The sequence below is a fragment of the Marinobacterium sp. xm-d-530 genome (genome assembly GCF_013283365.1).
In the GTDB taxonomy this organism is placed as follows: domain Bacteria; phylum Pseudomonadota; class Gammaproteobacteria; order Pseudomonadales; family Balneatricaceae; genus Marinobacterium_E.
This window is the reverse complement of sequence record NZ_WBYM01000001.1, coordinates 99,221-111,903: the sequence shown is the minus strand read 5'-3', so window position 1 is coordinate 111,903 and position 12,683 is coordinate 99,221. Positions and strand designations below refer to the sequence as shown.

At 47.4% G+C, this 12,683-nt stretch carries 11 protein-coding genes; all 11 read left to right on the top strand.

Annotation, left to right across the window (positions count from 1 at the left end; translation table 11 throughout):
- The first annotated feature begins 13 nt into the window (after positions 1-13).
- On the top strand, positions 14-1,654 hold the full coding sequence (groL, locus tag XMD530_RS00600; RefSeq protein ID WP_173506540.1) for a chaperonin GroEL: 1,641 nt from the start codon (positions 14-16) through the stop codon (positions 1,652-1,654).
- Positions 1,655-1,935: 281 nt separating this feature from the next.
- Entirely contained in the window at positions 1,936-3,285 is a 1,350-nt protein-coding gene (locus XMD530_RS00595) for a substrate-binding protein (protein ID WP_173506539.1), read from the top strand.
- An 89-nt stretch (positions 3,286-3,374) separates the two neighbouring features.
- On the top strand, positions 3,375-4,391 hold the full coding sequence (locus XMD530_RS00590; protein WP_173506538.1) for a branched-chain amino acid ABC transporter permease: 1,017 nt from the start codon (positions 3,375-3,377) through the stop codon (positions 4,389-4,391).
- Between the two features lies 1 nt (position 4,392).
- Positions 4,393-5,508 carry a branched-chain amino acid ABC transporter permease gene (locus XMD530_RS00585; protein WP_173506537.1) on the top strand — a complete coding sequence of 372 codons (1,116 nt, stop codon included), beginning with the start codon at positions 4,393-4,395 and terminating at the stop codon, positions 5,506-5,508.
- 22 nt (positions 5,509-5,530) lie between these two features.
- Positions 5,531-6,286, top strand: coding sequence for an ABC transporter ATP-binding protein (locus XMD530_RS00580; protein WP_173483300.1), 756 nt, complete (start codon positions 5,531-5,533; stop codon positions 6,284-6,286).
- Positions 6,283-7,041 (top strand): ABC transporter ATP-binding protein, encoded by a 759-nt coding sequence (locus tag XMD530_RS00575; protein ID WP_173498904.1) that lies wholly within the window; start codon positions 6,283-6,285, stop codon positions 7,039-7,041. Before XMD530_RS00580 ends, XMD530_RS00575 begins: the two co-directional genes overlap by 4 nt.
- Positions 7,042-7,150: 109 nt before the next feature.
- Entirely contained in the window at positions 7,151-8,080 is a 930-nt protein-coding gene (locus XMD530_RS00570; protein WP_173506536.1) for a hypothetical protein, read from the top strand.
- A gap of 87 nt (positions 8,081-8,167) precedes the next feature.
- Positions 8,168-8,719, top strand: a complete 552-nt coding sequence (gene thpR / locus XMD530_RS00565) for an RNA 2',3'-cyclic phosphodiesterase (RefSeq protein ID WP_173506535.1) — start codon at positions 8,168-8,170, stop codon at positions 8,717-8,719.
- 26 nt (positions 8,720-8,745) lie between these two features.
- Positions 8,746-10,098 (top strand): tRNA 5-hydroxyuridine modification protein YegQ, encoded by a 1,353-nt coding sequence (yegQ, locus tag XMD530_RS00560; protein ID WP_173483372.1) that lies wholly within the window; start codon positions 8,746-8,748, stop codon positions 10,096-10,098.
- A 155-nt stretch (positions 10,099-10,253) separates the two neighbouring features.
- The gene (locus XMD530_RS00555; protein WP_173480551.1) at positions 10,254-11,762 is read left to right on the top strand and encodes a fumarate hydratase; all 1,509 of its coding nucleotides are present in this window, start codon (positions 10,254-10,256) and stop codon (positions 11,760-11,762) included.
- 124 nt (positions 11,763-11,886) lie between these two features.
- Positions 11,887-12,669, top strand: coding sequence for an ABC transporter ATP-binding protein (locus XMD530_RS00550; RefSeq protein ID WP_173480552.1), 783 nt, complete (start codon positions 11,887-11,889; stop codon positions 12,667-12,669).
- The last annotated feature ends 14 nt before the right edge of the window (positions 12,670-12,683 follow it).

The window sequence follows — 12,683 nt, the reverse complement described above, 5'->3', positions numbered from 1 at the left end:
AGGATTCTAAGAAATGTCTGCTAAAGAAGTACTCTTTGGAAATGATGCTCGTCAGGGCATGCTTGCTGGCGTAAACGTTCTAGCAAATGCGGTTAAAACAACTCTAGGCCCTAAAGGTCGTAACGTTGTACTAGAAAAATCATTTGGTGCACCAACAGTGACTAAAGATGGTGTCTCAGTCGCTAAAGAGATCGAACTTAAAGATAAGTTCGAAAACATGGGCGCACAGATGGTTAAAGAAGTAGCCTCAAAAGCTAACGACGTTGCTGGTGACGGTACTACAACTGCAACTGTTCTAGCTCAAGCGATTGTTAATGAAGGTCTTAAGTCTGTTGCAGCGGGTATGAACCCAATGGATCTTAAGCGCGGTATCGATAAAGCGGCTGCTGCTGTAGTTGCTCAGCTTGCTGAGATGGCTGTGCCATGTGCTGACTCTAAAGCGATTGCTCAGGTTGGTACTATCTCTGCAAACTCTGACGCTGAAGTGGGTAACATCATTGCAGAAGCGATGGAGCGTGTAAGCCAAGACGGCGTTATCACCGTTGAAGAAGGTTCTGGTTTCGAAAACGAACTAGACGTCGTTGAAGGTATGCAGTTCGATCGCGGTTACCTATCTCCTTACTTCGTAACTAACCAAGACTCTATGGTTGCTGAACTAGAAGATCCATTCATTCTTCTAGTTGATAAGAAGATCTCTAACATTCGTGAGCTGCTTCCAGCACTTGAAGGTGTTGCTAAATCATCACGTCCACTTCTTATCGTAGCGGAAGACGTTGAAGGTGAAGCGCTAGCGACTCTAGTAGTTAATACCATGCGTGGCATCGTTAAAGTCTGTGCTGTTAAAGCACCAGGTTTTGGTGATCGTCGTAAAGCTATGCTTGAAGACATCGCTATCCTAACAGGTGGTCAGGTGATCTCTGAAGAGGTTGGTCTGAGCCTAGATGCGGTTGAACTTGAGCAGCTTGGTCAAGCTAAGCGCGTAGAGATCAGCAAAGAGAATACAACGATTGTTGATGGTGCTGGCGCTAAAGCTAACATCGACGCTCGTGTTCAAGCGATTCGCGTACAGATGGAAGATACTACGTCTGAGTACGACAAAGAGAAGATGCAAGAGCGCGTTGCTAAGCTAGCAGGCGGTGTTGCAGTTATCAAAGTCGGTGCAGCAACTGAAGTTGAGATGAAAGAGAAGAAAGCTCGTGTAGACGATGCACTTCACGCAACTCGTGCGGCTGTAGAAGAGGGTATCGTTCCTGGCGGTGGCGTTGCTCTGATTCGTTCGCTTCAGGCTGTCGAGAGCCTTGAAGGTGATAACCATGATCAGACAATCGGTATCCAGCTCGCACTTCGTGCAATGGAAGCACCACTTCGTCAAATCGTATCAAACGCGGGTGGCGAGCCATCAGTGGTTGTTAACGAAGTACGTAATGGTAAGGGTAACTTCGGTTATAACGCAGGCACTGAAGTCTACGGCGATATGCTTGAGATGGGTATCATCGACCCTGTTAAAGTAACTCGTTCGTCGCTTCAAGCAGCCGCATCAATTGCCGGTCTAATGATCACAACTGAAGCGATGGTTGCTGAGATTCTAGAAGATAAGCCAGCTATGGGCGCTCCTGATATGGGTGGCATGGGTGGTATGGGCGGCATGATGTAAGCATCCCCCAACAATTTAAAGCCCCGATCGGTTAGCCGCTCGGGGTTTTTTATGTCTACAATTCAGTAGTTGAAGAGGTTCTTTATACCGCTAAGTTTTTGTATTTACTTTAATATTTTTATTTTGGTTATAGGTTGGTTTGAGATTTCATATCTTGAAAGAGTTTTCCTAGTACATTGGTCTAAATCAACCTTTAGTAGGGTAGTCACTCAGTGTTGACTCTAGTACTTTGCAGTTTCCGATTGTAATAAAAATAAACCCAACAACGGAGTTACAAAGTAATGACTGATAAGACTCAAGGCGTTTCACGCCGTACGGTACTTAAAGGCACTGCAGCTTCTGCAGCGGCTATCGCAGTACCAAGCTTCTACATCCCAACTGCATCTGCTGCTGGTTCGTTCCGTAACGACCCTAAAGCTTCAGGTAAGTGTGTCCTAGGTTTTAACGTACCTCAATCAGGCGCATACGCAGATGAGGGTGCAGACGAACTACGCGCATTCAAACTTGCTGTTAAACACCTTAACGGCGAAGGCGATGGCGGCATGATGAACACCATGAAACCAATGAACCTTAAAGGTAACGGTATTCTTGGTATGAAAGTTGAGTACGTAACTGGTGATACTCAGACTAAGTCTGACGCAGCACGTGCATCGGCTAAACGTATGATCGAGAAAGATGGCGTTATCATGTTCTCTGGTGGTTCATCATCAGGTGTAGCTATCGCAGTTCAGGCCCTAGCTGAAGAGATGGGTACCATCTTCATGGCAGGTCTAACGCACTCTAACGATACAACTGGTAAAGACCGTCGTCGTCACGGTTTCCGCCACATGTTCAACTGTCACCAGTCTGCACTGGCGTTGCGTCCTGTACTGGACAATGCATACGGTAAAGACCGTCAAGTTTATCACCTGACAGCTGACTATTCATGGGGCTGGTCACAGCAGGACTCTATCGAGAAGGGTATGGCTGCTGAGTCAAATTGGCAGACAGTTGCCAACGTCAAGACACCAGTAGGTGCAGGTGACTTCTCTCAGTACATCACACCAATCCTAAACTCTGGTGCAGATACTCTTGTATTGAACCACTACGGCGGTGACATGGTTAACTCTTTGACTCAGGCGATTCAGTTCGGTCTGAAAGATAAGCAAGTTAACGGTAAGGACTTCCAGATCATCGTTCCTCTATTCTCTCGTCTAATGGCGAAAGGTGCGGGCGACAACATGAAGGGCATCCTAGGTTCTACTAACTGGAACTGGAAGCTAACTGACGAAGGTTCTAAAGCATTCGTTAAGTCGTTCGGTCAGGAATACGGTTTCCCACCATCACAGGCAGCTCACACTTGTTACGTACAGACTATGCTTTACGCAGATGCTGTTGAGCGTGCAGGTACTTTCGATCCACAAGCAGTTATTGCTGCTCTTGAAGATCACGAGTTCGATGGCATGGGTAACGGTGCTTCTCTATACCGTAAAGCGGACCACCAGGTAATGAAGAATGGCCTAGTTGTACGCGGTAACATGAACCCAACATCTGACTTCGACCGTCTTGAAGTATTGGATGTGGTTTCACGTGAGAAGCTTACTTACGATCCAAACGAAGGCCCATTCGCCGGCGGCGCTCAGTGGTCTTAATCCAAGTGTAATTTTAATTACACCTTGGCACGCGAAGGGGTCCAAGGGACCCCTTCGTTTTTTATTAGCTTTTTTGGAGATTCATAGCTGTGGATGCAATAATCCTCCAGATCTTGAACGGTCTAGATAAGGGTGGTGCTTATGCACTGATTGCCCTAGGTCTAACGTTGATTTTCGGTACCTTAGGTGTCGTGAACTTTGCTCACGGTGCTCTTTTCATGTTGGGTGCTTTCGTCGCAGTTTCAGTTCGCGAAGTACTTACTATTTCAACAAAAGTTAAAGATGAGTCGGTTACCTTCTTTGAAGCATTCAAAGAGATCCCATACTTAGAGCTCTGGCTCGGTGATACGGGTAGAGCCATTATCGACTGGTCTGTTCCAATATCGATTTTAATCGCTATACCTATCATGCTTGTGATTGGCTTGGTGATGGAGCGTGGTCTAATTCGCCACTTCTACCGTCGCGCACACGCTGATCAGATCCTTGTAACTTTCGGTCTTGCGATCGTTATTCAAGAGATCATCAAAGCTATTTACGGTGCAAACCCGATTCCACAGCCAGCACCAGAAATGTTTGAGGGTACAGCGAACATCGGCGCACTCCTCGGCTTAGGTGACAATATTGTCTACCCGAAATGGCGTCTTGTTTATTTAGGCTTTGCTGCGATTATTATTGCTGCAGTCTTTGCCTTCTTGCAGTTTACTACCTTTGGTATGGTGGTTCGTGCCGGTATGGCGGATCGTCAAACGGTTCAGCTGTTGGGTATCAACATCACCAAACGTTTCAGTATTGTCTTCGGTCTAGCTGCGGTCGTCGCAGGTTTGGCAGGTTTGATGTACACACCAATACTCTCTCCTAACTACCACATGGGTATGGACTTCCTAGTTCTATCGTTCGTGGTTGTAGTAGTGGGTGGTATGGGTTCACTACCGGGTGCGGTAGCGGCAGGTTTCCTACTCGGTATCCTCCAATCGTTCGCATCGATGAACGAAATCAAACAAATCATCCCAGGTATCGACCAGGTAATTATTTACCTAGTTGCAATGATCGTACTGCTCGTTCGTCCACGTGGTCTAATGGGTCGCAAGGGTGTAATGGAGGACTAAGATGCATATTGATAAATTTACACCTAAATCAGACATGATGATGCTGCTTGGCTTTGCAGCAGCCGTCTTGCTAATGCCACTTTGGCTTCAGCCATTTGGCGCAGCCTACCCAGACTTGATGCAGCGTTTCGCTATTTTCGGTCTGTTCGCAATTGGCTTTAACATTCTATTCGGTCAGACAGGTTACCTGTCGTTTGGTCACGCAGCGTTCATCGGTGTGGGGTCTTACACAACGGTTTGGATCTTCAAACTGTTTACACTGAACATCCTACCAGCGATGGTTGCCGGTGTTGTGGTGTCAGGTATCTTCGCCCTGATCATTGGTTTCATCTGTCTTCGTCGTACAGGTATCTACTTCTCGATCCTGACACTGGCTTTAGCTCAGATGAGTTACAATCTTGCTTACTCTGTACTAACACCTATTACGATGGGTGAGACAGGTCTGCAGGTTGAAGCGGCTGACCCACGTGCTTGGGATGCGCCTCTAGCTGAAGGTGCTGTACCTCGTACCAACCTATTCGGCATTGAGATGACAGACTTTGGTGGCCTAGCAGGCTTCTATATCTGTGCAGCATTCTTGATTGTTGGTTTTTACGTTGCTCTACGTATCACTCGTTCACCTTTCGGTTCGATGCTACGTGGCCTTAAAACTAACCAAAACCGTATGTCATACACAGGTTTGAACACTCGCCCATATGCACTGGCAGCGTTTGTAATCTCAGGTATGTATGCGGGTCTTGCTGGTAGCTTAATGGCAGCGATGGACCCTCTTGCGGGTGCGGAACGTATGCAGTGGACTGCATCAGGTGAGGTTGTTCTTATGACAATTCTCGGTGGTGTCGGCACATTGGTTGGCCCGTTCCTTGGTGCGGTAGCTATCAAGTACTTCGAGAACATCTTCTCTGCTATCGATGGTGCAGTTCTGACTAGTGCTCTAGATTTCCTACCAGACTTCTTGGTTTCTGGCCTTGTTCCAGTACTGTCTCTGTTCGTAGGTAAAGGTTGGCACCTAACGCTAGGTCTAATCTTCATGCTGGTCGTTATCTTCCTGCCTGGTGGCATCATGGAAGGTTACCGTCGAATCAAAGCTCGCTTCTCGAAGCAGGGCGAAGAGTAACTCAAGCTAACAGGATATTTATATGTCAGTACTAGAAATCTCTGGCGTAAACAAAACATTCGGTGGCTTGAGAGCACTGGATGACGTCAACTTAAAAATTGAAGAGAAAACCGTTCATGCGGTCATCGGTCCGAACGGTGCCGGTAAATCAACACTGCTGAACGCAGTCATTGGTAAGTTGATCCCAGATAACGGCACGATTTCGTTCTCTGGTAACAGCATGATTGGCCTTAAGCCACATAAGATTAACCAGTTGGGTATTTCGCGCGTATTCCAGACTCCTGAGATCTTTGCTGATCTTACGATCATGGAAAACATGATGATCCCACTGTTGGCTCACCGTGATGGCGAATTCAAACTAAATGCTTGGAAACGTTCTGATCAGGATGCAGACTTACAAGAGAAGGCTGCTAAATACCTAGAGTATGTCAACATGCTAGGTAAATCTGATACTCACGCGGGCAGCATGAGCCGTGGTGATAAGCGTCGTCTTGAGTTGGCAATGTGTCTCTCTCAAGAGCCAAAACTACTACTTCTTGATGAACCAACCGCGGGTATGGCGCGTGCCGATACCAACAACACCATCGATCTATTGAAGAAGATCAAAGCGGATGGAATGACCATGGTCATCATCGAGCACGATATGCATGTAGTCTTCTCACTCGCTGATAAAGTGAGTGTTATGGCGGCAGGTCACGTGATCGTTGAAGGTTCTCCAGATGAAATTAAAGTGAACCCTAAAGTTCGTGAAGCATACTTGGGAGGAGCGGAAGTATGACCAATACAGTCGCAACTGAAGCCGTTAGAACTCAAAACTTGGGTACACCGGTTACCTACTGTTCTATCCACGATATTCATGGTTACTACGGTGAGTCGTACATCGTTCAGGGTGTGAGTTTCAATATCCATGAGGGTGAGATTCTTGCTCTACTTGGCCGTAACGGTGCCGGTAAAACATCGACGTTGCGTACCATCGCACGTTGTGATGACCCAGTATTGAAAAGCGGTGAGATCTGGTTGGATCACCAAAATATTCACGAAATGACAGCGTATGAAGCGTCACAAGCGGGTATTGCGCTGGTTCCTGAAGATCGCTGCATCATTCCTGGTTTGACGGTTGAAGAGAACCTACAGCTGGCTCAAATTGCGCCTCCTAAAGGTTGGAATATCGAACGCATCTACGAGCTATTCCCTCGTTTGGGCGAGCGTCGTAACCAAGAGGGCGTCACGCTTTCAGGTGGTGAGCAGCAGATGCTTGCAATCGGTCGAGCGCTCTGTCGAGACATCAAAGTTCTTCTTCTTGATGAACCTTATGAAGGTCTGGCTCCGGTTATCGTTCAAGAGATTGAGCGTACCCTGCGTGAGATCAAAGAGCTGGGTATTACTACCGTGATTGTCGAGCAGAACGCAATTGCTGCACTGAAGCTTGCAGATCGCGCAGTGATCCTTGATACCGGTAACGTTGTATTCGACGGAACCGCTCAAGAAGTTCTTGATAACGAAGCACTTCGTAACGAGTACCTAGCGATTTAATCGCGCTCTTATCAGTACTCCACCTGTGCCCAGCTTTGCTGGGCACTCTTTTTTGGGGGGGATAAAACTGGTACTGTATCCCTTTCTAATTGAGTAAGAACCATCTTCAATGTCTGAACGTCGCGAACCAGGATTCAATTTAGATCAACTGGCCGAGCCAGTGCCCACTCTTGAACCTGAAAAGCAAAAACCTCAAGTGCCTAACAACCCCACTAATGCCGCTGTTAAGTCCTCCCCTAAAAGTAGTGCCTTAGCAACGGGTGTCGCTGTTATTGCGCTGCTAGTGGCTGTAGCTATGGCTGTATGGAATTTCCAACTGACTCAAAAGATGGATCAACAATCCGTTCTTTTGGAACAGATGAACTTATGGCTTGAGAGTACCGATGCAACGCTGACGAAGACAACCACTTCGGCTTCCCAGTCAGGTGAAACCCTCTCTTCTCGATTAGAACAGCTTAATGGTCGTGTTGAAGATCGTATTAAACATTTTGACTCTGAGATCGCTAAGCTTTGGACCGTTTCGTATCAGCGCAATAAGCCTCAGCTAGAGAAGCAGGGCAAGACGATTGAAGCACAAGCTAAACTGATTAAATCTCAGGCTGAATCGATTAAAAGCATTCAGTCAGGTGTGGATCAAGTTCAAGCACAAGCTAAAAAGAGCGAAGGGTCAGTTAATAAACTGTCCCAATCAGTATCAGAATTTGATAGCAGTTTGCAAAAACGTGACCAGCAGCTATCCAAACTTAATGACCTAGTAGCCAGTAAAGATAAGCAGATCGCTCAATTGAGTGAACGGGTAGCTCAACTCAACAGTGATCTCGAGTTTCAGCTCTCTATTGAGCGGGACGAGAGAGCAAGGCTTTCAGAGCAGCTTGAACAAGTTAAGGCAGGTTCCAATTCCAGTGATCTTGATGGCCGTTTAGCGACCATTGAAGATCGCCTCCGCTCCATTGATTCAAGCCGCCAGTCGGTCAATGCAGAACTACTGAACATCAAACAACAGCTCAATACGCTGCTGCTTGAGGGAGCTATTCGTTAGTTGAATTATTCGCAACTGATCAATACTTGTCCAAATCCTTGCCAATGGGCACAATACGCGCCACATGAAATGGGGCTGAGTTAAGACGTGAAGCTAAGATCCTTTTTTGCTTTACGCATTCCTGATAGAACGGCTCGAGAGCTAGCTAATCTTTCTGATGAGCTGTGTCAGTTTGATCTAGGGCTGGACGCAACCTGGTTTGATTCTTCTGGCTATCACCTGACGCTCTGCTTTTTGGGAGATGTCAGTCTGGAACAGATAGAACAGCTTGAGAAACGCGCTACTGAAATAGATTTTGGCAGTCGTTTTAAGGTTCAGCTTGATCAGGTCAGTTACTATGCTGTCAACCCAAGACTCTCCCTGATCGCGGCGATGACCGCGCAGAATAGTCAGCTAACGAAGCTCCATGAGCAGTTAGTGGCGTTAGCCGAAGAGGTTGGCATTGCTCGTAAAGATCAGAACTTTATGCCTCATGTCACCTTGGCACGCTTGCCAGCGGACAATCGATTTGCTGTCGACAGAGAGTTACCACCTATCGATCATAGCCTGCCGGCTGACTCGATTGTGCTGCTTCAGAGCATTGAGGGTGATCATGGCAGTGTCTATAAGCCGCTTTTCGAAGTGCCACTTACACGCTAAACCGTTTAACCAATTTTGAGAACATGATGCGAAAACCCGAGCTTTTGTCCCCTGCAGGGACCTTGCGAAATATGAAGTATGCCTTTGCCTATGGTGCTGATGCGGTCTATGCCGGTCAACCGCGCTACAGCCTTCGCGTACGTAATAACGACTTTACTCTTCAGAACCTTGAAGAGGGGATCAATATTGCGCATCAACTGGGTAAAAAGTTCTTTGTCGCCAGTAACATTCTGCCGCATAACTCAAAGTTGGGTACCTACATGAAGGATATCGATCCTGTTGTAGCGATGAATCCTGATGCTATGATCATGTCCGATCCTGGCTTGATTATGATGGTCAAAGATAAGTATCCAGATCTTCCGATTCACCTCTCTGTTCAGTCGAATACGATGAACTGGGCTGCAGTGAAGTTCTGGGAGCGAGCGGGTATTGAGCGAATCATTCTGTCTCGTGAACTCTCGCTAGATGAAGTGGCTGAAATACGTCAACAGTGTCCGGATATTGAGCTTGAGGTCTTTGTTCATGGCTCACTCTGTATCGCCTACTCAGGTCGCTGTCTGCTATCGGGTTACATCAACCACCGAGATCCAAACCAGGGTACTTGCACAAATGCTTGTCGCTGGAAATACGATGCTCATGAAGCTCAGGAAGATGAGTCTGGTGATGTGGTTCCCGTTCAGAGCTTTGATCCAAGCGAAGAGAAGCAGCCTGCCCTAGGTGAAGGTAAGCCATCAGATCAGATCTACCTGCTCCAAGAGGAGACTCGCCCTGGCGAGTATATGCCGGCCTTTGAAGATGAGCACGGTACCTACATCATGAACTCAAAAGATCTGCGCGCCATTCAGCACGTGCATCGTTTAACGGAAATGGGAGTCGACTCTCTGAAAATTGAGGGACGCACTAAGTCGCACTACTACGTTGCCAGAACCGCGCAAGCTTACCGTCAAACCATTGACGATGCAGCGGCTGGTCGCCCATTCGACAAGGGCCTAATGGATGTCCTTGAGAATCTTGCGAACCGCGGATACACCGAAGGTTTCTACCGTCGTCATGTTCACGATGAATACCAGAACTATGAAACGGGTAACTCTGTGGGTGTGCATCAGCAATTTGTCGGTGAAGTGGTTGAGCGTGACGCGGACTCTGGCAAGCTTGTTATCGATGTGAAGAACAAATTTGAGGTGGGTGACACACTTGAGTTGATGACCCCTCAGGGTAATCGTCGCTTCAAGCTCGATGAGCTGTATGACAAGAAAGGTGCTCGAGTCCACGTTGCCCCAGGTTCTGGACACCGTGTAACGCTGCCACTCGACTTTGATACCGATATGGAATACGCGCTACTGATGCGTGATCTTCCAAACGCTCCAGAGAGGGCGTAAATGTTAGCCGGCTAGCAAGCCGGCTTTTTTGTCTCTACAGGTTCTGCTTAGCCGTTAGACAAAGTGTGGTCATCCTAACTCGATTGGATGATGTATAATCTGGTAGCACTGCAGGGGTGGAGCCCCCTGGTTATCACTATAAATGGAGTTTTCCAATGAGCGTTATTCGTCAAGACGACCTTATTGATAGCGTTGCTGATGCGCTACAGTTCATCTCTTACTACCACCCAATCGACTTTATTGAAGGTGTGCACGAAGCCTACCTGAAAGAGGAGAACCCAGCCGCTAAAGATGCGATGGCGCAGATCCTAATCAACTCACGTATGTGTGCCGAAGGGAAGCGTCCTATCTGTCAGGACACCGGTATCGTTACGGTATTCCTTAAAGTGGGTATGAACGTTCAGTGGGATGCTTCAATGAGCGTCACTGATATGGTCAATGAAGGTGTTCGTCGTGCCTACATGCACCCAGACAACGTTCTACGCGCCTCGATTCTTGCTGACCCTGCCGGCAAACGTCAGAACACCAAAGACAATACTCCTGCTGTTATCCATTACGAAATTGTAGAGGGCGATGAGGTAGAAGTTCATGTGGCTGCTAAAGGTGGTGGTTCAGAGAATAAATCGAAAATGGTGATGTTGAACCCATCTGACAGCATCGTGGATTGGGTGGTTAAAACAGTACCGACTATGGGTGCTGGTTGGTGTCCACCAGGTATGTTGGGTATTGGTATTGGTGGTACTGCCGAGAAGGCAGCAGTCATGGCTAAAGAGTCTTTGATGGACCCAATCGATATTCATGAGCTACGTGAGCGTGGTCCACAGAACCGAGTCGAAGAGCTACGTCTAGAGATCATGGATGCGGTCAATGAGCTGGGTATTGGTGCACAGGGTCTTGGTGGTCTGACAACGATTCTAGACGTTAAGATCATGGACTACCCAACGCACGCGGCATCTCTGCCAATCTGTATGATCCCAAACTGTGCTGCGACTCGCCATACACACTTTACTCTGAAAGGTGATGGGCCGGCTGTGCTAACGCCGCCAAGCTTGGATCAGTGGCCAGAAGTGACCTTTGAAGTCGGTGCTAATACACGCCGCGTCAATCTAGATGAGATCACACCTGAGTCGGTAAAAGAGTGGAAGGTTGGTGAAACTATTCTGCTTAACGGTAAGATGTTAACCGGTCGTGATGCTGCCCATAAGCGCATGGTTGAGATGCTCAATAACGGTGAAGAGTTACCAGTTGATCTGAAAGGGCGATTCATCTACTACGTGGGTCCTGTCGACCCTGTCCGTGATGAGGTTGTAGGCCCTGCTGGCCCAACAACGTCAACACGTATGGATAAGTTCACACGTCAGATTCTAGAGTCAACGGGCCTATTGGGGATGATTGGTAAATCAGAACGTGGTCCAATCGCTATTGATGCGATCAAAGATAACCAAGCTGTTTACTTAATGGCTGTAGGTGGTGCAGCGTACCTTGTATCTAAAGCGATCACTGACTCAAAAGTGCTAGCCTTCCCAGAGATGGGCATGGAAGCGATCTATGAGTTTGAAGTCAAAGATATGCCGGTGACTGTGGCTGTAGATGTGAATGGTGAGTCTGTTCATACATCTGGTCCAGCTAAATGGCACGACATAATCGTTAAAGCGAAAGGCTAAACGAAAACTCACATTAAGGGCCGCGTTTATCGCGGCTTTTTTGTTTGTGGAATATAGAAGGCTTGCCGTGTGTCACTATTCTCGCTAAAGTCCCTTGATTACATGACTGTTTGGTTAAGTTTTAATGTCTCAAGATTCACAACCCGCTACTGCGCTTCGCATGATCGATATTCATAAATCCTACGGATCCCTGAACGTTATCAAAGGGGTCTCACTGGAGGCGAAAGATGGCGATGTGATTTCTATTCTCGGTTCGAGTGGCTCGGGTAAGAGTACGCTACTGCGCTGTATTAACCTGCTTGAAAATCCAAGCAAGGGTGAGATCTATCTTGGGGATGAGAAACTTGAGTTGGTGCCATCTAAGAGTGGCGAGTTGCAGGCTAAAAGTCGAAAGCAGCTTGAAAATATGCGTTCGCGTATCGGTTTTGTATTCCAGAACTTTAATCTCTGGCCGCACCGTACTGTGTTAGAGAATATTACAGAAGCTCCCATTCAAGTTTTAAAACAGTCTAAAGATGAGGCGGTGGGGCAGGCAAAACTGATCCTAGAGCAGGTCGGTCTCGTAGATAAGATCGATGCCTATCCTAGTCATCTTTCAGGTGGCCAGCAGCAGCGTATTGCGATAGCACGTGCTTTAGCGATGGATCCACAGCTGTTATTGTTCGATGAGCCAACTTCAGCGCTTGATCCTGAGTTGGTCAATGAAGTGCTGGCGGTCATGCGGGATCTGGCCTCACAGGGACGCACTATGCTGATAGTAACCCATGAAATGCGCTTCGCACGTGATGTTTCGAGCCAGGTTGTCTTTCTTCATGAAGGACATATCGAAGAGCAGGGAACACCAGAGAAACTATTCGAAAATCCTTCATCTGCAAGGGTGAAGGCCTTTATGTCGAGTCATCAATAGGACAGTAGATCCTA

What these genes read in the sequence shown, in the direction of transcription:
- groL (WP_173506540.1), top strand. Translation starts at nt 14, where the DNA reads ATGTCTGCTAAAGAAGTACTCTTTGGAAATGATGCTCGTCAGGGCATG.
- XMD530_RS00595 (WP_173506539.1), top strand. Translation starts at nt 1,936, where the DNA reads ATGACTGATAAGACTCAAGGCGTTTCACGCCGTACGGTACTTAAAGGC.
- XMD530_RS00585 (WP_173506537.1), top strand. Translation starts at nt 4,393, where the DNA reads ATGCATATTGATAAATTTACACCTAAATCAGACATGATGATGCTGCTT.
- XMD530_RS00580 (WP_173483300.1), top strand. Translation starts at nt 5,531, where the DNA reads ATGTCAGTACTAGAAATCTCTGGCGTAAACAAAACATTCGGTGGCTTG.
- XMD530_RS00575 (WP_173498904.1), top strand. Translation starts at nt 6,283, where the DNA reads ATGACCAATACAGTCGCAACTGAAGCCGTTAGAACTCAAAACTTGGGT.
- XMD530_RS00570 (WP_173506536.1), top strand. Translation starts at nt 7,151, where the DNA reads ATGTCTGAACGTCGCGAACCAGGATTCAATTTAGATCAACTGGCCGAG.
- yegQ (WP_173483372.1), top strand. Translation starts at nt 8,746, where the DNA reads ATGCGAAAACCCGAGCTTTTGTCCCCTGCAGGGACCTTGCGAAATATG.
- XMD530_RS00555 (WP_173480551.1), top strand. Translation starts at nt 10,254, where the DNA reads ATGAGCGTTATTCGTCAAGACGACCTTATTGATAGCGTTGCTGATGCG.
- XMD530_RS00550 (WP_173480552.1), top strand. Translation starts at nt 11,887, where the DNA reads ATGTCTCAAGATTCACAACCCGCTACTGCGCTTCGCATGATCGATATT.